This window comes from uncultured Bradyrhizobium sp., assembly GCF_947648125.1.
Lineage (GTDB): Bacteria > Pseudomonadota > Alphaproteobacteria > Rhizobiales > Xanthobacteraceae > Bradyrhizobium.
In genome coordinates, this window is record NZ_CANSMR010000023.1 from 1 (window position 1) to 23,471 (window position 23,471).

Below are 23,471 nucleotides of genomic sequence, written 5' to 3' on the forward strand. Positions count from 1 at the left end.
TCAAGGCCAAGACCGAGGCGGAATTCCGCGTCGCGCTGACGAACACCTGAGATGTGTGCGCGATGATCCGACGACGTGGGCTAAAGGCACGTGCAAATTAAGCGGGAGGTCCAGCTGTGAAGTTATCCAGGCGAGAAACTATGTTAGGCGGCGCCGGGGCCGCGATGATAGTGGCGGCAGAAACGTTCGCCGCAGCGTCGTCTAACGCTCAAGGCGCCAGCAAATCGGTCGACATCACTGCGACGCCCGGAAAGGCCGAGGCGCTCATCAGACCGCAACAGCCAAAAGTGAACCACAAGAACGACCCCATCGCATGGGCACGAAGACTCCTGGCCGCATCTGATGCTGGCGACCGGGACATTATCTTTAGTTCTTTTGCGCCGAATGCCCGTTTCCGATTCGGCAACGCCGCTCCAGTGTTTGGTATCGACGCGATTTCCAAAGAGACGGGTCGAGTTGTTGGAGAAGCCAAGAAAAGGCACCATGAGATTCAGGGCGTTTGGACCGGCAAAGAAGGAGATCTCGACGTCGTCAGTATTGAAGCGGACGTCACCTACACTTTCCAAAACGATGCTGCGGTAACCGTGCCGGTGACCAGTACCATCCGCATCCGAGATGACGATTTAATCGCAGATTATAGGATCTTTATTGATCTCGCACCGTTTCGCGATGCAGTTGAACGAATGGCGGTGCGACGATAGTCCCTTGGCGCGGGTTGCCGGACGCAAACCGTGCGATCGATCAGGCGATGCGGCTGAGCGGGAGAGCGACTGATGCCTCGCACCGAACGAGCAGGACAAAGAGGCGCGGGTCCTTGAGCCACGTAGCTTCCGGTAGCGCGGGGCCGGCGGAGGCCTTGCACGTTCTCGAGATTCTTGACGAAGCAGTCTTCCAAGTTGCCCGCCCACTTCTCGCGGTACGCCTGGACATCGGGATCTGCGGTACCGGTGGCGGCCGATCCAATCTTCGCTTTCTTTCTCGGGAAACCCAGGTATGCTAACCTCTGGTTGAAGCAAGCATTACTTGTGGATGCGGGACAATTCCCGCTCGAATCTTGCGGCGAATTTTTGGCGCCGCGCGCTATGGAGATTTCTGGAACTAAATTGATCGATAGTCTTAGACATGCGCGGGGGACGCATGACATTTTTATTGGAAGATTTTATTTCCTCATCGCAGTCGGTTCGAGCCGCGCAGGATCTGCAGACGCTTTATCTCGATGCCGTGGAGCGTGAGGGCTTTCAGAACGCGGTCTTCGCAAAGGCGCGAGACCGGAGAATCATTGGGATTCCATGGCTTCGATTTCCGGCGGGATATTCGGAAAGTTACGTAGCAAATGAGTGGGACAAGATCGATCCGGTTGTCCACCAGATCCACTCGGCACGACGACCGTTCGCGTGGACAGAAGTTTGCGAGAGAACAAAGCTGACTACTAAGCAAAAGGCATTTCTCGCCGATTGCCGTGCCATGGGCGTTCATTCCGGAATAACGATTCCGCTGCACGGTCCTGGAACCGACGTAGACCTCATCAGCCTAAGCCTCCGCGACGAGAAGTCCGTGCCAACGGACCGCCTACCACTGGTTTACGGTCTAACGGTGCAATACCGCCTTCGGCTCAGTGAGCTAAACGGCGAGACGCAGTACTCCGGAGAGGACCTCACTACTAAGGAGATCGAATGCCTCCAGTGGTGTAAGGAAGGCAAGACGAATTGGGAGATCGGCGAGATTCTCGCAATCTCTGAAAAGACGGTCGAATTTCACCTCTCGAATACGATCAGGAAGCTGGGGGTCAGCAACCGCATGACCGCCGTGGTCAAGGCGATCCAGCGCGGTATCATCTCGATTTGAGTAAGGGTCGGCTTCAAGGCCATTATCGGATGACGGTTTCGCGCGAGATCCTCAATTGCCCACCGTCGCTCCTGCTCCGTTTGGAATAGCAAGCTCGAATCCGTGCGTCTCGCGCCATACCTGCCTGCGCCCAGGCGGCGGTCACAGCGACGAATTGCGCGCGACGACGACCTCGAGCTTGAGCCGATCGATTTGGCAGAGTTAACATCCTGGCTCGCGAGCCGGATTCAGAGCACGAACCCAATGCCCGTGCACGGCTAGGCCCAGCGCAGCCCCTAGGACCTCCCCTAGTTCCTGCAGAGGACTGACCACTTCATACTCAGCGTCGAACCGATTCCACTTGGGCCGGTGTGTTGACGCGCAGCCCAGCGGGGCGTGGACTGGGATACGGGAGATCGCGGCGGGCCGCGAATTGGGGACGGGGATTGGAAACTCATTTCGATCAAAATAACGATGCCCTTCGGGCAGTCGCCACTCCGACGCCGTTCGGATGCATGCGCGCCGTTGCAATGGCGGCGACGATGACAGGTCTCTCCGCCTGTTCGGTCATTCCTGATCTGCCCGACGAATTCGAGATGCCAGTACAAAGCATTCTGCACAATGCAGTTTGCGAATTGCACTGGGCATTTGAGGACCTCTCCGATCATCAGAAATTCCCGAATTTCAAAGCCGATCAGTGGGCCGCTGCCATATCGCTGGCTCCGAAGGTGGATGTCGAACTGTCCGCCCGCCTCGGCTACACCGGCAAGAGCACTACGGACCCCAAGATCCTACGTTACGTCACATGGACTCTCGGGACGACACCTGGCCTCGAATACGACGTCAAAGGTCACCGGGACGGTTCGGTTTCATTCTCTTTGCACTCCTCTCAATTGCTCTTCCGTAACGGATTCAACCTGCAAAATTGCGATCGACCCGACGCGAACGCTTTCGTTTCCCAACAATACCTTGGGGTTCAGGCCTGGCTCGAAAGATTGATACCGCGCACCGGTAGCGGTCTCGAGATGCTCACCAACCCGGACAAGCCTGCATTCAATACGGAGATCATCATCAAGTACGACGGAGGCTACGGAGGTCCGACCTGGTTCGTTCCGAACGGTTCGACAATAAGCGCAACGTTCTTTGGATCGCGGATTCGGGACGAAACCCTTTCGATCGCGTTCACCCCCGATCCGAAAAAGGTACCAGTCAACACCTTGCCGCTTGGCGCTCCCATCGTAAAACCCACCGCGGTCCCTGCCCCATCGCACGTGTCACCTGGCGCCCAGCTCAGATTGGACCAGATCCAGCAGGAAGAAATCCTCCGCAATCTCCGGATACAAGGCCAATGAGAAAAAGCCGATCGAATAAGGCGCTGTGGGTCCTCTCCTTTGCCCTGTTACTCTCCGGCACAATATTCGTCCGTACAGCGCACTCGGCAGGCAAATCTGCCTCCGCAAGCGCGCCCGAGGTTTGCACGGGTGCTTCGGGACCCCATGTGCTCTTCCTAATGTTCTTGAACGCACCGCCGCGCGTCAATGGTCCCGACTGGGTCCTCCAGACGACGGGTTCGATGGAGTTCGACACTTGCGACGCGTGCGCTGGTGCGGCTCAGTCGGTCGCGAATTCGATCGTTCGTACCCCAACGATCAATCTGGTCGGATGGTGCTTCCCCAAGGATCCCAACAACGCGAGCAATTTCCTGCGCAGCGAAAAGACCGGTCCCGGAAACATACCCTTGACTCCTCCACTCAATCTCCGGCCGCAACGCTAATCGAACCGGGTACGGGTCGAAGGCGGCTGCGCCGACCATCGTCCCGCGGTGACCGGCGTTTGCTCGTCGTCTCGGCGGACCTCCCCACGAGAGAGCTTGCCGCTAGGGACCCTCCCAGTTTCGGAAGACCGGCGCATTGGCTTGACTGGATCGCCGAACGTGGAGGAGGAGATTTATGTCATTGCGATTCGCTTCGATGGTTTGCCTGGCGGCGGTAGCCGTGGCCACGGCACCCGCTCTCACCCATGCCGACGACGCGGAGTTGGCCCTTAATTCGCCCGACCAATTCAACTGGTCTCTCTTCGTGAAGGTGAATGCGCCGGCTCCCGACGGTAAAAATAGACTTTGGGAAACATGGGCCGACAACCCTACGACCTTTCCGAGCAGACCATCCCGAACCGACAAGCCCAAGTTTCCCACGCAGGCGCCTCAGCGCGCGCTCGAGGCGGTGAGCCAACAGATCCTCCGAGCTGCCCTCATCGGCCGAAACCGGCTCAGGATTTCGCCTGACGGCTCGGAGGAAGTACGTCGTAACCAGGCCTCCTTCGACTTCATCGTGAACAACAATCTGTACTTCCGGGAAGGAATTGTAGACGCGGTGAAGGCCCAGAAGCCTCTCTCCTTTCCGCCGGAATCTATCGAACTCAAGGCAGTCTGGAAGCCGATGGATGGCTTGGCGCCGGCGCAACGAGCCCGCTATTACGTGAACAAGACGCCCGACGGTCGAGAGTTCGGCCTCGTCGGGTTGCACATCATGACCAAAGCGGTGCCAAACTGGACTTGGGCCACCTTCGAACAAGCCGACAATGTGGCCCGCTGCGACATCATTGGATGCCGTGACCACTTCGGCACCGAGAAAGCCGACGTCAAACCAAATGACATGCCCAACAAGGGTTATCCGGAGTGCAAGCACACGGCGGCGCTCGACAAGATGTTCACCGATGCCGGCCTGCGTGAAGGATTCTGGGCCTTCTACTGCCTCAAGGGCTCTCAGATCGATTTCGCCGATCAAAGCGCGTGGGGCACGCGGCTGGCCAACTCAATTACGGAAGACGGATTCGTCGACACGTCGTCCTGCATGTCGTGCCATTCCCGTTCGGCCCTCAACACATCTGCAAAGTCAAAATTTTCTGGCGGCTTCAATCCCGATGGGACCGGTCCTCTCGGATATCCGGACCCAGGCACGTTCTTCGCAACGAAGCCGCCGTTCAAATTCACCGATCCGAGACCTCCCTACCAATTTCTGCCTATGGATTTCGTCTGGTCCTTCACGAAGGCGAGGAGTGCCGTTCAATGATCAGCTCAGGCTTCCGCTATTCTCGATTCTTTTTGGTATCGGCGGCCACGCTGTCGTGGTTTCTGGCTGATCCGGCCTGGGCTTTCGATCTAAAGTCTATCAACAACTTGAACTCGATAGGCGCCGCGGCCAAACCCAATGTCATCATCGACCGGATAGGACCCGCAGGCATTCCCAAACGGTTGGATGCCGAACAGGTTCTTCCTGAAGTCAATCTGTCGAAGAAGATATCGGAAGCGAAGGATCAGCCTGTGGCAAAGGTCCTCCGCGACCTGGTGACGTCTTCTTCCAAGGCGGGATTCCAGACGTCCCTGAACGCGGCGCTCGGAATAGATTATAAGTCGATCGAAGATCAACTGCCGGACCTATTCGGAACTCCTCCTACAGTCGAGAGCTCACCCGTCTTCGAACAGAACGTCACGTCGCTGGTCGCGAAGCAATCCGGTGAGCCCGGCTTCCTCAGGATTTGGCGCGGACAGAAGGTCGTCAAGCCCGATGTCTATCAGGATGTCGTACTCGTTTCGGGCAATGGCGGCTTGTGTACGGGGACACTCGTCGACCCGTTGCATGTCGTCACGGCCGCGCACTGCTACTGTGGCGGGATAAGCCACGAGGTAGCGGTAGGAACGAGCCTGCTTGACGTGACGACGAGAGCCGAAGTTGATGCTGAAAAATCGAAAAGCCATATCGACTGCGATCAAATGACGCCCAAGAATGTCGCGGCGAACGTAGGCAAGGGAGATATCGCTCTCCTCACACTCAAGACCGCCTTGAACGGCGTGACACTGAGAAAGATTGCGACTGAGCCGGTTATCCGCGCCGCGGCTTCCGTCAGGGCAGTAGGTTTCGGCAAGACTGAGGATACGGGAGCCGGCACGAAATTTGTCGTGGACATCGTGGTCGCTTCTTACGATTGCAAGGGCGCGGCCGTGAGCGGCGGAGGCAAATACGGATGTACTGCAGATTCCGAAATGATCGCCGCGGGATTGAACCGCGACACCTGCAACGGCGATAGTGGCGGTCCTATCTACATACTGGGTCAGGACATCAACCTCTATTTTGCAGCCGTTACATCTCGCTCGGTGGACCCGAGCGGAGCGTGCGGCAAAGGCGGCATCTACGCCAAACTTACGGTACCTCAAGTGAAGCAGTGGTTGCTCGACGGCGGAGTCGCGACAACGGCATTCGCGCAATGACGCGACCATTTGGCGATTGATGCAGAGAAACGCCCGATCGGACGCAATTTTGGTGATGAGACTGAGAGCGACGTTCCCGTCGCTCCAGACCGGATCAAGCCGGAGCATTCGAGCATGCCGCCTGCAAGCCGCCTATTGACGTTCGGGCCTCGGGCCTTAGCGAACGAACGGTCGATCCTTATCGATGGGAACTCCGTCGCCTTCATACGTGCGGGTGGCCAAGGGGCAGCGGTATTGCTGATCCACGGAAATTCGGCCTGCAAGGAAGTATTCGAGCATCAGATCTCATTCCTTGCGGAATGCGGCCTCGACGTCATTGCCGCCGACCTCCCGGGCCACGGCGCATCGGACAACGCATCGGAGCCGCGCGAGACGTACAGCTTTCCAGGTTATGGCCGTGTGCTGCGACGTCTAATGTCAGGGCTGGGCATCGATCAGTACCACGTCGTGGGATGGTCGCTGGGCGGACATATCGGGCTCGAAATGTGGTTCGAGGACGAGGCTGTACGCTCTCTGACGATTACGGGCACGCCTCCTGTCCGCTTGAGCCCGATTGGTGCATCGGAAGGATTTCTTCCTTCCACAGTGATGGACTTGGCCGGCAAGGAAAACTTTTCTCGTGCCGACGTCTCCGCTTACGGTAGCGCGATGCTTGGAGAGTCGATCGATCCGGATTCATGGTTCGGACGACGCGTGGCCAGGACAGACGGCACCGCCAGAAGCTTGATGCTGCAGAATGGTTTGGCCGGCCTTGGCCACGACGAGGAGAGCGCCGTCGCGCTTTGTCCGAAGCCACTCGCGATCCTGCAGGGAAGAAACGATCCCTTCGTCAACCTTTCGCATTTGGAACGCTTGGCTTATGGAAACTTGTGGCTCAACAGCCCCGTGATGATTGACGGCGGACATGCGCCGCACTGGACGCATCCGAGTGAATTCAACCGATGTCTAGTGAACTTCATCGCCGAGTCAGACGGCCCCTGAGCGGGGCGCGTGCGGCGCTCGGCAAGCATCGCGCGCCTTGGCTCTCCCCTGATCCCCTTCAGGCCGCGCGCTGCTCGTTTCCGCAATGGACCTCGATCGCCTCGCCGAGCCTGCGCAGACCCTCGGCGAATATCTCCAGTTCGATATTGAGCGGGGCAAAAATCTTGATTACTTCGCCGCGCGGTCCGCAGTCCTCGATGAGAAGTCGCCGCCTGCGCGCGTCTTCAGCGACAGCTGCAGCGATATCTGGATCCCGGAACTGAAGCCCGGCCATCATTCCGATGCCTTTCGTCCGTTGCACAATGGTCGGGTGCTTGGCTGCAGCTGCCTCCAACCAGTGACCAAGCATCGCCGATCTGTCCTCTACTCCTTTCTGAAACGAACGATCTGACCAGATATCTATAGCGCCTGCCGCGGCGACAAAGGCCATGTTGTTTCCCCGGAACGTGCCGTTGTGCTCTCCCGGTGTCCACGCATCGAACTGGGGAGCCACGAGGTTCAGGGCCATCGGGAGGCCGATTCCGCTGATTGATTTCGAAAGACAAATAGCATCCGGTACGATGCCGGCGCGTTCGAAGCTGAAGAAAGAGCCGGTGCGTCCGCAGCCGGCCTGCACGTCGTCGACAATCAGCAACGCCCCCGTTTTCGAGGCGATCTGCCTTAGCTTCCGAAGCCACGCTTCCGAAGCTACGTTCAATCCCCCTTCGCCTTGCACGGTTTCCACGATAATTGCCGCGACCGGGTCTATCCCTCCCGAGGGATCGCCCAACATGGTCTCAAAGCGCTCGAGATCCTCCATGCCTGCGCCATGATAGCCGTCGTAAGGCAGCCTCACGACGCCGTCCATCGTTCCCTGTAGCCCCCGCCTCGCGTTCAGCGATCCGGTTGCCGCGAGAGCGCCCATCGACATCCCGTGAAAACCATTGGTGAAGGCCACCACGTTGTGTCTGCCAGTGTACTTGCGTGCGAGCTTCAACGATGCCTCCACGCAGTTGGCCCCCGTCGGGCCGGTGAATTGAAGGCGGTAGTCGAGCCCTCGCGGACCCAGAATTTGGGTCACGAACTTATCAATGAAATCACGCTTTGCTTTCGTATGGAAGTCGAGCGCGTTTCCGATACCGTCCCGATCGAGGTAGTCGATGATGGCACGCTTCAGTGTTGGATGGTTGTGTCCAAGGTTCAGCGAACCGCACCCTGCGACGAAATCGATGAATTCGTTTCCATCCGCATCCCGAACGATTGCACCTCGGGCAGTCACGAAAAGATTGGGGGTCTGTCTACAATAGTAGCGGACTCCGGATTCGAATTGATCGAAGATCGTTGAACTGGTCAAGCTCGGATGTTCCTTCTTGCGCTCTTCTTCTCCGTGGCGGATACGGACTTTGCCGCCTGCTTCAATTTTCTCCGTATCGACAGCAGATCGCTTGAGATTGACTCGAGCCCTGCATCGTGTGCGACTCTACTGAGATATGCGAGAGCGTCGGCCATCCTCGCCGCAACAATTTCGGCGGGTTCTTCGGCGTCGACGGATTCCTCTTTCATGCAGCCATCTCCCCAAACTCGCCGCTGCGTAGTCTCACACGCTCGATGCCGTACTTTATGCAATGGTGCTGAGGTCGGATGAATTCCCGCGGCACGAAGAAGGCGCGCTCAATTTCTCCTTCGATAACATCTGGTTCACCCAGCCAACTCACGCCACGTTTGATGTAGTGGGATAGCAGGTGGGCCCGGGTTACGCCGACGATGCCGATGCCTGCTGTCAGATCGAGATGTCCCGCGACGGCACAAAGCAGTTCTGGTAGAATGGTCCGACGACAGAACGGATCCACCGCCTTGTCGACGCAAACGCGGGTGATTTCCCAGATGTCGGCGGAGTGTGGAAGTTCGCCCCGAACGAGGTGAGGCCAATAGCTCTTCAGCATGTAGGGCCGGTCGGTACGAAGCATGCGGATAAGGCCACGCACGATCCGCTGTTCATCACGCCAAACCAGATATACGGCGGCAGGGGTATCAAATTCGTCGAATTCTAGATCGCAGTGATGCAAATGGGGCAGCCCCCGCTGCTGAACGAACACGCGATATCTCAGGCGAGCTTGGGAGGCCAATGCATCTTGGAAAAGATGGGCGGTGGACAACGAGAATGCTTCGATCATGCCGATCCCTCGCTCAAGGACCCGGAATACAAAGCAGTCCGCATCGATTCCCCCTACTGGGAACGTCCCTAGTACGGGCAGCATTCTGTGTCGTCTTTCGTTCACGAAAGTGAGCGGGACGCAGCTATCGGCCGTCTTGACTGGCGTCCCCTCGCCGCGCCGGACCGAGCTGGATCTAGATCAGTTTACTGTGAGACAGGACCCGTCGGTAAAGACCGACAAATTGGCTGACTAGTCCCCAGTTACGATGCGCCGGTTTGTTGTCCAGCAGTATCGCAAGCGCCCACAGCAGATCGCGATAGGCCACGGAAAATGAACCCTCGATGAGTTCGTCGAGCCGATCGGCCATCGCAGCGTAGCCTGCGTCCGTCGCATACAGGAGCGTATTGCGAAACTCGGCTCGCGCCGTGATGAACTGTCGAACGGTCATCCCGCTTTGCCTCGCAATCTCCACTTCGAAGTCGCGGAACAACGCCTCCACGACATCTTCGTGATCGAGATCGTCACAGGAGATGGAAACGTCGAGCGGGTTCAGCGCCACCAGTTCCTGACCATCTTCCTTGTGCATTCGCAACTTGACGCGCCCCTCGTCAACCACCGGTTCGAGCCGCATGGTGATGAGGTTCTCCCAACCCGGAAATGTGATCCCGTTCCGGATCATGTCGCCCAGTATCCAGCGAAATTGAGAGAGTACCGGATGGAAGGAGAGCTTCACGTAATGGTTTTTGTACCGTCCGATGAAGTCTCCGTGCGCGGGAAGGTTTGCGGCGTTCAATTTGAGCGCCTCAAAAATCGCGACTACAAGCTCCTCTTCGGCCGCAATGCAGCGGATGGCACCCATCTCCTCGTCGACGCCAGTGAGCTGAATGGCTTTGGAAAAGTGATCGAGGGCCTTCGAGACCCTGGAGGCCACTTTGCGCGGCGCCCTTTCGAAGATGAATTCGACGAACTCGGCGCCGATGAGGCGGACGAACGGCTCAAGTTTCTTTTCGGGATCGAGATCTACCTTGTTATTCAACTGAATGCTCAAGCAGCAGGTCGGCGGACCGACCGAATGACTAGGAGGTTTTGCTAGTGGGACGCGGGCGTCGCTTTGTCAAAGCCGTTGGCATTTTCCGTGAACCAGTTGAGGGCCATCGCCATGACCCGGTTCGACGAACGCGAGAGGATGCCGCGCGGTACCCTCGCCAGCGAAGCGATCTTCATGCAGGTCTCCTTCGAATAGGGGATGCCGGTCGTGAAATGGCCGCCCTGCAGGAGATCTGTTGCGTCAAACAGAAGATCGAACAGACGCGATCCCCCAACCTCCGCGCTCGCCCGCCACATATATCTCGGAAGATCTTCGAGCAACGCTTTGCGCCTGAACTCGCCCAGGATCGCCCCGTTACCGTAAACCTCACGTTTCAAGTCAGCATTCGAGACGAGTTGAATGTCCCAGACCACGGGCTTGTCCAGCGGTACAACGATCGCCTGTCTGGTTGCCTCGACAAATCCGTTCAGCGCCGCGATCGCGGATATCACCGCTTCGACCGGTACCCTTATCTTGTGATAGAGGGGAACGAGCAATGTCTGCGGGCTGAAACGAATGCCCGTCCGCTCGGAGGCAGAAGACGACAATAGTCCGGGAAATTTGTTGCGGTCGACTATGAGTTTCGAGAAAGGGCCGAGCTGATCGTCGTGGGCATAGAGCCGCGTCGAGCCGGTCGCAGAGAAAAGCGTGGAGCCGTATTGCACCGGCTTGCCTTCCGGTCGCCCGTATCCGGCGAGTGCCACCGCATGCAGACCGAGCTCGACTGGCCTGGAGCGCTTGTTCTTCTGCCGGATTAGCGCACCCAAAAGAATTCCCGGAATTCCTGCCCGTAGGTAAGCGGTTGCGCTGATCAGCAGGAGGTCGATGTTTTCGGCTTTGATATAGCCGGGCTCGAGGCCCACGCTTCGGATGGCGTCGGCAATCTGCTCCGCCGTCAATCCCGATCCGGCGGGCAGCGCCCGGCTCATGACTCGCCGGGATTCGGCCGCGGCATTGGTTATCTCCGCCGGCGAGGGAATGTTGTGTTGGAAGATGTGGCCGGTTTCGTTGAAGACCGACCATAGGGCGCTCGTGGCGCAGGCGGCGACGTCCCGGTCCTGTTCTTGGAACGGTAGTGATCTTACCGATAGTTCAATCCCAAAGAGGTGAACCTTGTATTCGCGTGTCGCCGGGTACTCCCGGCTCCCTTCCAATCGCGCGTAAGTGACGAGGCAGGTGCGGCCTATGACCGTCGAGGGCAGCGGCTTCACGACGATGAAGCCGAGGTAGTTGCCCTGCAATTGCGACACGCAGGTCTTGTCGCCGACAATGGCGCGGTCGATCAAGGCCTGGTCGAAGGAGCTGCTGAAGAAGTGGAGCCGGGAGCATCGCCGACCATATTGCTCGTGACAGCGGGCGTAATAGGCCGCGTAGTCTTCCAGATAGTCGCGATCGGTGTACGGCGTCTCGACGACAATCGTCCTGGCACCAATGTCCCGCAGATAGTCCTGAAGGTAGCTGAGGTGGGGCTTGGTCGTGGCATCGAGCGCTTGCTTGTGACTGAGCTCGTTAAGCAAGGTGCCCAGCACGGACGGGTTATAGGTCCGTACTTCGAGCCGCGCTATTGTCATGAGGATCGGCGTCGCCGTACGACCAACTAGAGGGTGACTGCTCGGCGGAGTTGCTCGGGATCGACTTTAGCGTCCGACATAACTTGATCGGCCGCAGCTTGCGCGGCGCGCTCGGCGGCGTCCAGCTTTCGCTGACCTTCGGGCGAGGACACCCACGCGGCCACCAGCCGGTCCATTTCTGCAAGCGTGATCTCGACTCTCAAGCTACTGAAACTCTTAGATTTTTTTGCCATCAACCTCTCCAGAGCGCGGGCGCGACAAAATGCAGGCGCGTCGCGTGCCATGTCACTCTGCAAAGGATGGCTTAGACCAAAGAAAGGTAGAAGGCGAATCGCAACTTATCCGGTTTGCAGATTGACGGTCAATGGAGCGTCTCACGGTCACACCCATAAATTGCACTCCCGACAGGAGCCTGGTGCGGGGCCGCCGCCGGTCAATCGTAAGCTCCTCGCCAGGCGGTCCACGGACTGTTGTAGTCTATCGCGTTGGGCGAAAGCGGCATGCGACGCTCGTCGAAGGCCCGCAGCCCGTCCAGGAAGAGTGGGACCCCTTGAACAGGCGCAGCCGAGGGCGCGCCCGTGAGCTGCGCCAGCGCCATGCTGTCGGGCAGATCAGGGAAATAGGTACTCATGTTCTGGACCACGACCGACAGCTGGTCCAAGCGGCGCCGGCGGATGAATTCGTAGGCAACCATGGCCGCGGCGATTGGATCGACCCATTTGAGGTCCAGAACGTCGTAGAGAAAACGGTCCGGGACGCTACCTCGCAGAATATCGCGACGACTCCTAAAAGCCCGCTCAGCCTCGGCGAGCATTTTCAGATCCGCCAGTTGATTACGCGCCTCAATCCGTTGCGCAACGAGGGGGTGCAGATAGTGCACCAGCCTACCGATCGGGAGCAGGTATTGCGAAATCACCGGGGTCCCGAACTCGTCGAGCGTGATGGTGACAAGCGTTGCACGGTTGGGCGAGGCGACCGAGGCGACCGTGTAGGACGTGCCCCCGTTCACCCGTAGCGACACAAGAATCGGACCTCCCATGTTCCGGAAAACGGCCTCCTTCAGGCCTGGCATTCCCGTCGGCTCGATCGTCGAGGACCACTGGATATGTGACTGATCGTACGAAACGGCGACATCCAGAAGCGAGCCCTGATCTTCCAGACCCGCCAGCACGTATACGGGCGAGGAGCCCGGTGGCTCGAGGGAAAAATCCTGCAGCGGAAGCTGTCTGATCTTCGAGTAATCCGTGTATGGCGTACCGGACATGATCCTTCCGCCACCTACTAGGGCCAGCCAGACGTTGAGGTCAGGATCGGACAAGGGACCCAAGGATTCAGAAAAATCGATGGCACCGTCGTGGACGTCGAACCGACGTGCGAGAGATTCATGGGGAGCGCTGCCCGACCAATCAGCGATCTTGACCGGCTCTTCCGCTTCGACCACAAGGTCGTGCGAATTCAGCACGCGATGGTCGCGATCGAATATGGTCGCGGCATAGCGACCTCGCGGCACGGCGATCTTTTCCATTCCACGGAACAGCTCCCGTTTTCCCGTGGCGAGTTCTTCCAACTCGAGCGAGAGACTTTTGGGGATCGCGACGTCGCCCGTATTCGCCGCGGGGGTCGCGGTCGTCATGCCCGCGCCGGGCGGCTCGCAATGAAAGGTCAGCGTGGCGTCGTCGAATACAACGATCTCGCGATCGTTGTCGCGGACTTGGGCGCCCTCCACCTGGACGGAGACTGTGTACCGATCGGGCTTTAAATCCAAGGACGTCGCTTCTCCGGCTATTGCGGTGTCGGTGCGCGCTGGCGCTCGTTTGCCAGTTGAAACGATCGTGCCAACCGGAACGCCGCTACCGCCTTCGATTCGAACGGTAAACCGAGACGTCGGCGGGGGCCTAAGTCGAATGATGACACCATCAGTTTCGCCGTCGCTGCCGGCGACGTTGTTGTGAACGCGCTGCGGCTTCATTCTTTCCTTCACGAAGCCACGCAACGTATCAAACCTCACCATCATCGTGTCGTCGTCATCCTCGCCCCACATCTTCGCCGTGTTCTTTCCGTTCAACCCCGCGAGAAGCGAGGCCGCGAAGCGGCCATCGACGGCGGCGGTAGCAGCGGGGGCAGTCGACTGAAGCAGAAAGGTCGTAGCTTCGTCCGAGGTTTGAGGGTCGCTTGGCGGAACGATGCCGCCAGGGTTAATCCGTCGTCCGTCGAGGTCGTTCCGACACGCATCGACGAAGTAGTACTGGTGTCCCGATCCCAAGTGTTGTCGAAGCCAATAGATGGCCTTGTCGAGCTGGAGGCAGGAACTCCCCGACAGATCCATCGACTTGTAGCTCGATGCGATCAAAACGTCGGACCGCGCATCGGGTTTGACGAATGAGAAGCCGTGACCGCTGAAATAGAAGAAGAACTCCTCGGTAGCGTTCTGCCCCTCCTTCCTCAGGTCCAACAATGCTTGCGTTATGTCTTCGGCTGCGGCGTGTCGGCCATCGGCGACCACCGGCTCCGAGCAGAAAATGATCTGCCTGTCGGCGGCCGCGACCCCTTCTGCATCCCACTTCGCCGATAGCCAGCGCTGGAAATCCTCAGCTGCTTTGAGAGTCCCTTCGAGCTTGGCCGCGATGCTGTTGTCGCTTACGTTGGCGTACTCTTCGATACCGATTATCAGCGCGCGCCGACCCATAGCGACGACCTCAGAGAAGCGCTCGGATCTCGGCCGAGCTAACCGCTTCATTCCGATACATGAAATACCCGGATCTGTGAATTCCAGTGACTTGGCCCGTGGAAACCACGAAGACAGGAGAGCCGGAATTTCCCTGCGTGGTCGAACAATCATGAAAGATATCGCTCGCCGCAGTCCCGTCGAGGACCTCCCCCAGGGCGGCGCTCTTCACGCCGAACTTTCCGTCGAAGACGGAGGTAAGGAACAGCGGGTTGTTGGCCTCGTCCTTTCCGGGGAAGCCGATCGTAACGATGTTTGCACCTGCCGTAGGCACACCGTCCACGAAAGCGACTGGCATGCGAGCCGCCGTATCTGCGCGCAGAATCACGATGTCCTTGACTGGATGGATCGCAACCACTTCGACCAGGGCGGCGATGTCGGCGGCCGAGTTCGTTGCAAGGTATTCCTGCTTGAAAACAATGCGGCCCGCTCCGGGAGCCAGCACCTCCGCACCGCTGCTCAAGACGGCGAGCACGTGCCGGTTCGTTGCTACAAGGCCGGCTCCGACAACGAACCCGGTCCCGACATGACGGCTGCGAGCGTCCTCTATCCGACCGACCGAACCCACGTATTGCTTGGCGATCGTCTGAAACTTGCTCCAGGCATCCTTGAGCTCCACCGGTCTTAGGTCCCGATTAGTGGTCTCGGGAAGGTCGTCGAGTTGGCCGTTTCGGAGAAGCACGACCGGTCGCAATAACCGCACCACAATCTCAAGAGCCGTGAGCTGCTGCGGAGTGGGCGCCTCGCCGTTCCGCAGGGCCTCAAGCGCCGATTGGGCTTCGGCCTCACTATCGGGAATGTTCAGGGGACCGATTATGGACCGGACCTTGCGCACCGCCTCTACAGGCGAATTGCCGGCCAACGCGCGTTCCGCCCGCGCCAACAGTGCGGCGTGATCAGCGGGCACGGCCTAGACCAGTCGTTTGGAATAGATGACTTCGCCAGTCGCACTCCGTACTTCCTCCTCGAGATGGACGCCGTCGATATTCAGCACCGCGTATCCGTGCGGGGTGAATTTGTCCTCTTCACCAATGATGAATTCGTTGCGGCCCTCGAGCACTACCGCGCGCGGCAGGGGATTTCCTTCCACCGTGACGGCAGGACAGAACCTCCAGTCGGCTCGCTCATAGGCTGGACCGGTTGCCCGCGACAAGCCAATGGTCAGGTCGCGGCTTTGCGGCATACCGCTATGTCCGATGCATCGTGCCCAAATCCCGAAGTTGGTGTCCGGCGCCTCGTACACCGTGCATCGATGTTCATGTCCCCAATACCAGGCGAATATCCGCTTGCTGAGCAGCAACTCACCAAAACCGGGATGCGACCACAGCTTGGCGCCCTGCTCCTTTTCGAGGTTCGAGTACAGCTGGTGATGTGAAAACAGCACGATCTTGCGGTCGCCGGCCTTGCGGACGACCTCGGTGAGCCATCTCACCTGCTCGTCGTCGATGGCGTGATCCTTGTAGGCGACGTCCAGCCCGATCAGGGTCCATTGACTGTTCTGATACGCGAAGTAGCTGCCTTCCTGGCCGAATGCCGGCAGTGTCCGACCGAAATACGCATCGCCGCCGGAATACATCTCGTGATTGGAATTCAGAGCGCGGTTGATCGCCCCGCGACGCGTCGGCCAGATTTCGAGAAACCTCTGATCGACCTCCGAACTGGTGCCGGAGTAGTAGACGTCACCGAGATGCAGCAGGAGGTCGAACGGATCGCGGTCCTGCCGGACCGCTGCGCCGATCTTCGGAGCGCCGTACAGACCAGTCCCCCAATCTCCCAAAACTGCAATGCGGCACTTGTCCGGAAGCGACGCAGCGACGTCCGTCTTAGGCCGCACCATCGGATGGGGAATGAGATGTTTCAGCTTTTCCCACACAACGGTCGCCCAGCCCGACCAATCGTTCGTATCGAACATGGCTTCCAGTCCACCGCTGGGCAACGCCGCATATCGGAGATTGGCGGCCTCCCCCGATGCGACCAGGCTCTGCAGTCGAGCCGCACGAGCATCATGCGGCGCGGTCAAGACCTTCGCGCCAGCGGTTCGCTCGGCGTCCTGGAGCATTCTGAGCACGTTGCCGACGCCGGCCATAATCGTCGCCTTCTGAACGGGATCGATCGTAGCGTCTCGCCCCGACGCTTCGCCAAGGTTCCCCATCGCCTCGTCGGAGCCGATCGCCTTCGAAATCTGCTCGAATGTGACGACGACTGGATCGGACGGCTTTGTTTGGGCACCCATTCGATCGGCTCCTGCTGCTGTCGGCCAGCGACCGACGTGCTATCATGTCAATTCAGCCAGACAGAAAGGCATCTGACACCCTAGGCGATACCCTAGGTTTGACTGCTTGCTAAACTTAGCCACGCTCGACCGACTCGGTTTCGTCGCCGACGCCGGCGCGGTCGCCGACAGATGGGCCGAACTCGTTCAGGTCTCCGAACCGTCCGTACCGCCCGAATTCCGCCGCTGCTACCCTCCCGCACTCCTCAAATCCTGCGTCGCGAGGGCAGTCGAAGCCACGGCGGCGATCGGGTGTGATCTTGCGGCCCCGTCGATGCCAGGAAGAATTCGGCTGGTGCCGAACGACGCCTGGACCGAGCTCTGGGCTCGGCCCACGGGCTATTTGGACTGGGAAAGGGGGATGGTGGACGACCTACGGTCAGCCTACAGCCCCAAGTAGCAGCCATTGGGGCCGCGCCGGCGCCCACAGGAGCGATTTTCCGTGTATTTCGGGCCGAACGGCCTCCCGAAATGCACGAATCAGGCATAGATTCGGGGTTCCATAACCAATTCCGGGCTAAATCGACCCAAAATGAGCCCCTAGCGGATCCGATTCGGCAATCTGGCGTTGAGGAATGGTTCCGAGCATGGTAATGCGTCGCGGACCCATCTAGTTCAGCCGTCGTCGGCCGCGCTATTCAGGATCGCTTACCCATGGCCGAGAATAACAGCACAAAGCGAGAGGGGTCGCCTGCTCAGACGCAGCAGACGCCGGCTCCGACATTCAGAATTCCTCCCCTTACTCAGGACCAGAAGCAGTACCTGAGCCGTATCCGCACGTCCGAAGAAAATCCCGATCTCGGCATCCCGCTGGGCGGACCGCGCAACACGCCTGCCCTGTAGTTCATGGCAAGGTGGAGCGCGGCGCCGGTCGAGGCGGCCGAGTTGCCAGATCAGTGGCTGTGCTCCGCTCCGTTCTCGTTTTTCTCTGACGTCATCGAGCAGTTTTTCGCTGCGACCACTAACCGCGCACCGATACATCGGATCTGCACACTAATGCGACAGCAGGGTGCCAACCTGCTCGTCGCTGAATCCGTGCTGTCACGACCCGACGTGATCGAAGAGATCACGGCCTTGGACGCGCGGTACAACGGCGGAGGCGACGCTCAAGCCATCGCGCTCTCGTTCTTCAAGGTCGCCCAAGGCGTCAAGAAGCTCGACGATGCCAGCGCGCCTCGGCTGCTGGCGCATGCGGTTCTCATCAACTATCGAGCCAAGGGCTATTCAAACTTCACCCACTCCTACGTCTACGAGGCCATTCTGCCTCCCCCTGGTAGGACGCTCGGCCGCCCCCTCGATTTCCCCAGAACCCTTGTGTTGCCCTTGCAGGAATTCAACTGCACGGTCCTCGACCGCACGTTCGGTGTCCAGGGCGTGTTGTACTGCCAGCAGAACGACACCTTGCATGTGTGTGCTCATTCCTGCCTCCGCATGGCGATCGGCTCGTCGCAGCACTCCACGGGCAAGATCAGCAGCAACAGAATCAATCGGCTCCTCGGCATCAGAGAGCAGGTCGGCTCGCTGGATTCCGGCCAGATTGCCGAGATCATCGACGCCTGCGGACTAAAGGCTGCGGTCAGGACGAAGCTCCAGCCCGACGAATACCTGTCCGAACTCGCCGCGCTGATCGATTCTGGATACATGGCCCTCCTCGGCTTCACCACGAAGCAGGAGAAGGGAAGGCCCATCATGGGTCACGTCGTCACGGCGTTCGGCCACTCGCGCAACGCCAATCAGTGGCACGCGCAGGCCATGCAGACATACTCCGGCCCTCGATCATCGCCATATCTACCGAGTAGTTCCTGGATCGACAACTTCATCATCCACGACGACAACCTGGGTCCCTATCTTTCCCTCAGCGCCCGTTCATTCATGCGTAATCCGGTGATGAGGTTGAACTGCGTCATCGGTCTGCTCCCGGAGTCTGCGATCAGCAGCAACCACGCGGAGCTGATCGCGGCGGGCGTGCTTAGTCATCTGCTTCCGCTTGTCCGCGAGGACAGCACAAACTACTGGATTCGGTATCTGACCGAGCAGCGCGACGTCCCAATTCTTAGGTCCGTCTTGATGACCAAAGCTGAATACATGGAACATTTGAAGTGCGCCAAGGCGCACGACCGAACACGGATGGACGCCTTCGCTCTGTCGAAATTGGATTCGCTCGATGGATCCTTCTGGATGGTCGAATTTAGCCTTCCGCCTCTGTACACGGGCAACGGCTCCAAGCTGGGCGAGGTGCTGGTAAGCGCGAGAGAAGGCGTTGCCGGAGGCGGCGGCAAGGTTCTCGCCGTCAGATTGCCCGGCAGCGTCCTGTCGCTGGTGGGTGACGACATTCTCGAACTGGACAGCTGCAAGCTCGCCTCGCATTCAGCTATCTACGAGAAGGCAATGGTCGGGGGACTGCGGTGATCTCCTAGGCACTTCCCCAGTTGCGGGCAGCCGGGCGAGAGAGAAATCGTCCGTGCACGCTTGTCCAGGCGCAGCACCTTGCGAGGAGACTTCGGAAATGGCGAAAAAGACGTCTGTTAAACCGGGGCGCGGGCCTGCTCGCTCCCGAGCGAGGAAGAAGACCTCTCGAAAACGGACTGCTGCCACCGTCGAGGCGGCTCGTCCCCTCCTGTACGGGTTCAGCCCTCCTCCCGGTTTCGAACTGCAGCCGGACGGGCTGGGATTCTCCCTGCTTCCGAACGTGATGACGAGCTTCCTGCCGAGTGCCGCCGTGTCTCCGGATGGGCTCGAAACGCGTCTGTCGCCAATCCCCATCCACGCGGCCAGCGACCTCAAACGACTGTCACTTGGCCTCGAGCGTGGCCTGGATCCTCGCCTGCAACTCGCCGTCGCGAACTTCCGTATGGGCAAGACTGGCCCGGAGCTTGCTTCTACCGCAGGCGACGAGGTGGCCGTGATCGCGCGTGTGAATTCGGTCGAAACTTGGGAAGAGATGGCCGACGTCGATCCCGGCGTCGTCCTTGGCACCACCCGCGACGGCAAATCGTGGATCGTCACCGGCCGCGTTCCGATCAAACGTGTCGAGGCTGTTGGCCGCGGCGAAGGCGTCGTCGCTCTGACGGCTTCGCAGACGGTTCAGCCTAGTTTGGCGGCTACGACGACGGCTATGGAGGTAGTGCCGAGCGCGCTTCCGAAGAAGAGCGCTCCCGACGGCGGCGAAGGCGTCGTCGTCGGCATCGTCGACTTCGGTTGTGATTTCGCGCACCGAAACTTCCGACTGAAGAACGGCAAAACGCGCCTCTTGTCGATCTGGCACCAGAGCGGAAAGACGCGGCCAGGCAGTTCGGTCAAGTACGGCAGCGTCTATTCGCGCGCTGAGATCGACAACGCTCTCTTGGAGGCCAATCCGTATTTGGCTCTCGGCTACGGACCACGGAGCGACCGGGGCGGTACGCATGGCACGCACGTCATGGATATTGCGGTGGGAAATGGGAACGGCACGCGCGTTCCGGGCGTCGCGCCGAATGCAGATATCGTATTCGTCGAAGCAGCCGTGACCGACATCGCATGGCATGGTCATGCGACTGTCGACAGCAGCTTCGGAGATTCGGTCCAGCTCCTCGAAGCCGTGAGGTTTATCTTCGACACGGCCGGTGATCGTCCTTGCGTTTGCAACATCAGCCTCGGCACCAACGGCGGACCACACGACGGGACCACGTTGGTCGAGCAAGCGCTCGATGCGATCGTCAGAGAAGCGCCCAACAGAGCGATCGTGATCGCCGCCGGAAATGCTCAGGCAGACAACATTCATACCCAGGGCGCCATCGGCAAGGAAGAAACGCACGTCATTGAATGGCGGCAGCAAGCGGCCGGCGGCGGCGAGTTCGAATTGTGGTACCCGGGATCCCGCCGTCTGGAAGTCACTCTCGTCGCACCCGATGGCACGAAGTTCGATCCCGTGGCGCCGAACGACTATTTGGCCATGGGTAGCGGTAGTCAAATGGCCGCTTTCATCAGCAGCCGGCTCAACGATCCCAACAACCGCGACAACATGATCGGGATCTGGATCGCCGAAGGATTGTCGGACGAGAACTTCAAAGTTGAATTGAGGATCCTGGACGATATTGATGAGGATCTCGAGTACCACGCCTGGATTGAACGCGACGACCGCAAGCAAGGCAGCTTCGTGAACGCGGTAGCCACGCACACGCTGGGGTCGATCTCTACTGGTCATGACACGCTGGTCATTGGCAGCTACGACGGTCACAAGAAGCATTTTCCCAACGCATCCACCTCGAGTGCAGGTCCGACGAGAGATGGCAGGGACAAGCCGGAGCTATCGGCCCCCGGCCAATTCGTACTGGCTGCCATGTCAGGAACGCGAGATGGCGTTGTGAAGAAGTCCGGGACGAGCATGGCCGCACCAGCGGTGACCGGCCTCGTCGCGTTGCTGTTTGCCGAAGCCAAGCGGCAGCGGAAGGATATTTCCATTGGAGACCTGCGAGAGAAACTTATCGCCGGCGTTTCGGTGGCACCGCCTAATTTAACATCAAAGCGGGAATGGCATCCGATCTACGGGTATGGCCGCGCCAACGGTCGCAGCATTAAACTGTAGTAAGGATGCCACGCGCACCGACTTTTGATGCGACGCGACGCCGCCCCCCCGTTAACGTTTCTTGCACCGTTCTCGGATAGCTCTTAGCTTAAGGGAGCACTAGGCGGACCGCCATGCCCATTGATTTCAAGTCGCTCCACAAATTGGAATCGGTGCCGGGCTCCTTGTCTTCTCGGACGCGGAGCGCGAACGAGACCGTTCAGGTGCTCGTCAAGCTCCGCAAGGGCGCCAAGCGGCCGTCGTTCATCAAGCCGCGGACGCAGATTACATCCCGCATCTTTTCGGCCGAAATCACCTTCGGCGACATGCAGCGTCTTGAGGCCGATCCTGCCGTTGAATCGATGTCGCTCAACCGACGCATGCCGGGGATCAAGTAACATCGAGTGCCGTCGAATTGTTGGCGCGAAGCGATCTGCTGTTTCGCCGGCACTTGCTCATCACTGTCGTGGCGTTCGGAACTTCAAATTCTCGGGACCCTCGCTAGGAGTTGAAGAACTTGGCGCACCACGCAAGTTTGGAGCACAACGGCCGGAGGTAAATCATATGCGCCACCGCTTAGCCGTACGAGTATCCGAGGCCAGCGTTTGGTCACGATGAAAAGTGATCAAAAAGGATGTGCCGCCTTGAGGTACGCCACAATACACTCTGCGGCCTTGTGCCTTTCGGGGTCATTAGATTGATAGGACCAGACAGCTGTACACAGCTTACGCATGTAGTGGAGTGTCGAAACTAGCTCGCGGTTGACCGACCCAAACACGGTGAAGTCTATTTTATCGTAAAACCAGCAAATATCCCACTCGCGCGGACCGAGACAGGCATCTTCAAAATCGTCCCAAAACGCGCCTTCCGCTGTGATGAATACATTTCCGAGGTGCGCGTCGCCGTGGATTGGTCTCATGTCGCTCAGCGGGACGGCCGCTAAAGCGCGTAGGCGATCGAACGCTTTTAGCAGGAAGCTGCGATCTTGCTCGCTCAGCGCAACTATTTGCGTTTCATCCACTAGCGAACGACGACATCGGTCAATTGGGCACCAGAAGTCCTTCAGGCTCCGGAAATCTGTGAACCCGTCGTGGACGCGTCGTAGCGCGTTCGCCGCTAGTGAAACGTGCTCCACGTTGTGGTTGTCGGCATTCGAGTGCTTGACGAATTCCCAGAACGTGAAAACAAAGCCGCTCTCGACGTATGGTCTCGCCGGCAATTCGGCGCTGGGACGAACAACCGGAGCCCCATTTCGGACGAGGTGATGTACAACGTTTAACTCCAACGTCATCGAGTTTACGGCTGCGGTATCGCTGGAAATGGCTCGCGCGACAAGATGAGGCGTAAGTTGTATAGTGATGCGCCTTTGAGCATTCAGAATTATGGGACAGATACCACCGATGCCAAGGCGGCAACCTAGCCGAATGATGGCTTCCGCCGCGGCGGCCTCTCGTGGAGCAAGTGGCGGCGATTTACCCATCTTTTTCCAGCGCGACCAGTGATCTCAGTCCTGTCGTTCGGTTCCGGCTTTGGCGTCAGATACCGTGCGGCTTTCCGCCATCGCTTCGACCACCTCGACAACGTGAAGCCTTACCGCTCGATCTTTGATTGAGCGGAACGCGCGCAGTAGCCGAAATATCGCCGCCGCGTTCTTGGCGAGTTCTTCCTTCGTCAATGTCCGTTCCCTCAACCCGGGGACCTGGCAAGTCCCAAGGTCGCGGAAATCGATCCTAGCGTTCAAGGGAACTGCTTCAATGCCGGAGAATTGCGGGCTCGATCACGCATCGGTTTGTTCTGGCGCCCGATGCGGCTTGTAGAGCAGGCTCTGAAGCTCATGCAGCAGGCGTGTTGGGCCACCGGCTTGGCCGCTCCAACTGTTGACGTAAGCAATGCCCGCGGCGTTGTCTGCAACGGGCCATCAGCAGCCATTGCCGCAGTCGAGATGAGGATCGGCGCCTCCGTTCGAATGCTTTCTGGCGCGCTTATTTGACGCGAATTCTCTGACAGACTGAATCGCCATCGACGACGCGATCTATGGGAGGCAGGGTCGCCCTGCCCAGGTAACC

General features: G+C 59.0%; 21 protein-coding genes. 10 read left to right on the top strand and 11 right to left on the bottom strand.

Going from position 1 to position 23,471, the window contains the following annotated elements; translation table 11 throughout:
• Nucleotides 1-116 precede the first annotated feature (116 nt).
• The 6 genes from Q0030_RS30290 (at nt 117) to Q0030_RS30315 (ending at nt 7,072) form a co-directional block, all read left to right on the top strand.
• Nucleotides 117-701, top strand: a complete 585-nt coding sequence (locus tag Q0030_RS30290; RefSeq protein ID WP_298375600.1) for a nuclear transport factor 2 family protein — start codon at nt 117-119, stop codon at nt 699-701.
• A gap of 436 nt (nt 702-1,137) precedes the next feature.
• Entirely contained in the window at nt 1,138-1,845 is a 708-nt protein-coding gene (locus Q0030_RS30295) for a LuxR C-terminal-related transcriptional regulator (RefSeq protein ID WP_298375602.1), read from the top strand.
• A 425-nt stretch (nt 1,846-2,270) separates the two neighbouring features.
• Nucleotides 2,271-3,176, top strand: coding sequence for a hypothetical protein (locus Q0030_RS30300; RefSeq protein WP_298375603.1), 906 nt, complete (start codon nt 2,271-2,273; stop codon nt 3,174-3,176).
• 597 nt (nt 3,177-3,773) lie between these two features.
• Complete coding sequence (locus Q0030_RS30305) at nt 3,774-4,895, top strand: hypothetical protein (protein ID WP_298375604.1); 1,122 nt, start codon at nt 3,774-3,776, stop codon at nt 4,893-4,895.
• Complete coding sequence (locus tag Q0030_RS30310; RefSeq protein ID WP_298375606.1) at nt 4,892-6,091, top strand: S1 family peptidase; 1,200 nt, start codon at nt 4,892-4,894, stop codon at nt 6,089-6,091. Before Q0030_RS30305 ends, Q0030_RS30310 begins: the two co-directional genes overlap by 4 nt.
• A gap of 9 nt (nt 6,092-6,100) precedes the next feature.
• The gene (locus Q0030_RS30315) at nt 6,101-7,072 is read left to right on the top strand and encodes an alpha/beta hydrolase (RefSeq protein ID WP_298375607.1); all 972 of its coding nucleotides are present in this window, start codon (nt 6,101-6,103) and stop codon (nt 7,070-7,072) included.
• A gap of 58 nt (nt 7,073-7,130) precedes the next feature.
• Here Q0030_RS30315 and ectB read toward each other — a convergent pair whose 3' ends face one another.
• The 9 genes from ectB to Q0030_RS30360 form a co-directional block, all read right to left on the bottom strand.
• A complete protein-coding gene (gene ectB / locus Q0030_RS30320; RefSeq protein ID WP_298375608.1) occupies nt 7,131-8,405 on the bottom strand; it encodes a diaminobutyrate--2-oxoglutarate transaminase in 1,275 nt (424 codons plus the stop codon).
• Nucleotides 8,402-8,614: a hypothetical protein gene (locus Q0030_RS30325; RefSeq protein ID WP_298375609.1), complete on the bottom strand. Its 213-nt coding sequence runs from the start codon at nt 8,612-8,614 to the stop codon at nt 8,402-8,404. The genes ectB and Q0030_RS30325 overlap by 4 nt, the downstream gene beginning before the upstream one ends.
• The gene (locus Q0030_RS30330; protein ID WP_298375610.1) at nt 8,611-9,225 is read right to left on the bottom strand and encodes an acyl-homoserine-lactone synthase; all 615 of its coding nucleotides are present in this window, start codon (nt 9,223-9,225) and stop codon (nt 8,611-8,613) included. The genes Q0030_RS30325 and Q0030_RS30330 overlap by 4 nt, the downstream gene beginning before the upstream one ends.
• A gap of 175 nt (nt 9,226-9,400) precedes the next feature.
• The gene (locus tag Q0030_RS30335; protein WP_298375612.1) at nt 9,401-10,255 is read right to left on the bottom strand and encodes a hypothetical protein; all 855 of its coding nucleotides are present in this window, start codon (nt 10,253-10,255) and stop codon (nt 9,401-9,403) included.
• Nucleotides 10,256-10,296: 41 nt separating this feature from the next.
• Entirely contained in the window at nt 10,297-11,823 is a 1,527-nt protein-coding gene (locus Q0030_RS30340) for a hypothetical protein (RefSeq protein WP_298375613.1), read from the bottom strand.
• A gap of 68 nt (nt 11,824-11,891) precedes the next feature.
• Nucleotides 11,892-12,098, bottom strand: coding sequence for a hypothetical protein (locus Q0030_RS30345; protein WP_298375616.1), 207 nt, complete (start codon nt 12,096-12,098; stop codon nt 11,892-11,894).
• Between the two features lie 200 nt (nt 12,099-12,298).
• Nucleotides 12,299-14,551 carry a caspase family protein gene (locus Q0030_RS30350; RefSeq protein ID WP_298375618.1) on the bottom strand — a complete coding sequence of 751 codons (2,253 nt, stop codon included), beginning with the start codon at nt 14,549-14,551 and terminating at the stop codon, nt 12,299-12,301.
• A gap of 10 nt (nt 14,552-14,561) precedes the next feature.
• A complete protein-coding gene (locus tag Q0030_RS30355; protein WP_298375621.1) occupies nt 14,562-15,452 on the bottom strand; it encodes a serine protease in 891 nt (296 codons plus the stop codon).
• A 48-nt stretch (nt 15,453-15,500) separates the two neighbouring features.
• Nucleotides 15,501-16,823: a metallophosphoesterase gene (locus tag Q0030_RS30360; protein WP_298375624.1), complete on the bottom strand. Its 1,323-nt coding sequence runs from the start codon at nt 16,821-16,823 to the stop codon at nt 15,501-15,503.
• 693 nt (nt 16,824-17,516) lie between these two features.
• On the opposite strand from Q0030_RS30360, the gene Q0030_RS30365 reads away from it, so the two are divergent.
• From Q0030_RS30365 to Q0030_RS30380, 4 genes are all read left to right on the top strand, one after another.
• Nucleotides 17,517-17,705, top strand: coding sequence for a hypothetical protein (locus Q0030_RS30365; protein ID WP_298375627.1), 189 nt, complete (start codon nt 17,517-17,519; stop codon nt 17,703-17,705).
• 153 nt (nt 17,706-17,858) lie between these two features.
• Nucleotides 17,859-19,271 (top strand): hypothetical protein, encoded by a 1,413-nt coding sequence (locus Q0030_RS30370; protein WP_298375630.1) that lies wholly within the window; start codon nt 17,859-17,861, stop codon nt 19,269-19,271.
• 97 nt (nt 19,272-19,368) lie between these two features.
• The gene (locus Q0030_RS30375; RefSeq protein WP_298375633.1) at nt 19,369-21,426 is read left to right on the top strand and encodes a S8 family serine peptidase; all 2,058 of its coding nucleotides are present in this window, start codon (nt 19,369-19,371) and stop codon (nt 21,424-21,426) included.
• Between the two features lie 203 nt (nt 21,427-21,629).
• The gene (locus tag Q0030_RS30380) at nt 21,630-21,803 is read left to right on the top strand and encodes a hypothetical protein (protein WP_298375636.1); all 174 of its coding nucleotides are present in this window, start codon (nt 21,630-21,632) and stop codon (nt 21,801-21,803) included.
• A gap of 227 nt (nt 21,804-22,030) precedes the next feature.
• Here Q0030_RS30380 and Q0030_RS30385 read toward each other — a convergent pair whose 3' ends face one another.
• Entirely contained in the window at nt 22,031-22,885 is an 855-nt protein-coding gene (locus Q0030_RS30385) for an aminoglycoside phosphotransferase family protein (RefSeq protein WP_298375641.1), read from the bottom strand.
• A gap of 24 nt (nt 22,886-22,909) precedes the next feature.
• Nucleotides 22,910-23,080 (bottom strand): hypothetical protein, encoded by a 171-nt coding sequence (locus Q0030_RS30390; protein WP_298375643.1) that lies wholly within the window; start codon nt 23,078-23,080, stop codon nt 22,910-22,912.
• Nucleotides 23,081-23,471 lie beyond the last annotated feature (391 nt).

What these genes read in the sequence shown, in the direction of transcription:
- Q0030_RS30305 (WP_298375604.1), top strand. Translation starts at nt 3,774, where the DNA reads ATGTCATTGCGATTCGCTTCGATGGTTTGCCTGGCGGCGGTAGCCGTG.
- Q0030_RS30385 (WP_298375641.1), bottom strand. Translation starts at nt 22,885, where the DNA reads ATGGGTAAATCGCCGCCACTTGCTCCACGAGAGGCCGCCGCGGCGGAA.
- Q0030_RS30325 (WP_298375609.1), bottom strand. Translation starts at nt 8,614, where the DNA reads ATGAAAGAGGAATCCGTCGACGCCGAAGAACCCGCCGAAATTGTTGCG.
- Q0030_RS30345 (WP_298375616.1), bottom strand. Translation starts at nt 12,098, where the DNA reads ATGGCAAAAAAATCTAAGAGTTTCAGTAGCTTGAGAGTCGAGATCACG.
- Q0030_RS30375 (WP_298375633.1), top strand. Translation starts at nt 19,369, where the DNA reads ATGGCGAAAAAGACGTCTGTTAAACCGGGGCGCGGGCCTGCTCGCTCC.
- Q0030_RS30330 (WP_298375610.1), bottom strand. Translation starts at nt 9,225, where the DNA reads ATGATCGAAGCATTCTCGTTGTCCACCGCCCATCTTTTCCAAGATGCA.
- Q0030_RS30365 (WP_298375627.1), top strand. Translation starts at nt 17,517, where the DNA reads ATGGCCGAGAATAACAGCACAAAGCGAGAGGGGTCGCCTGCTCAGACG.
- Q0030_RS30360 (WP_298375624.1), bottom strand. Translation starts at nt 16,823, where the DNA reads ATGGGTGCCCAAACAAAGCCGTCCGATCCAGTCGTCGTCACATTCGAG.
- Q0030_RS30310 (WP_298375606.1), top strand. Translation starts at nt 4,892, where the DNA reads ATGATCAGCTCAGGCTTCCGCTATTCTCGATTCTTTTTGGTATCGGCG.
- Q0030_RS30295 (WP_298375602.1), top strand. Translation starts at nt 1,138, where the DNA reads ATGACATTTTTATTGGAAGATTTTATTTCCTCATCGCAGTCGGTTCGA.
- Q0030_RS30370 (WP_298375630.1), top strand. Translation starts at nt 17,859, where the DNA reads ATGCGACAGCAGGGTGCCAACCTGCTCGTCGCTGAATCCGTGCTGTCA.
- Q0030_RS30350 (WP_298375618.1), bottom strand. Translation starts at nt 14,551, where the DNA reads ATGGGTCGGCGCGCGCTGATAATCGGTATCGAAGAGTACGCCAACGTA.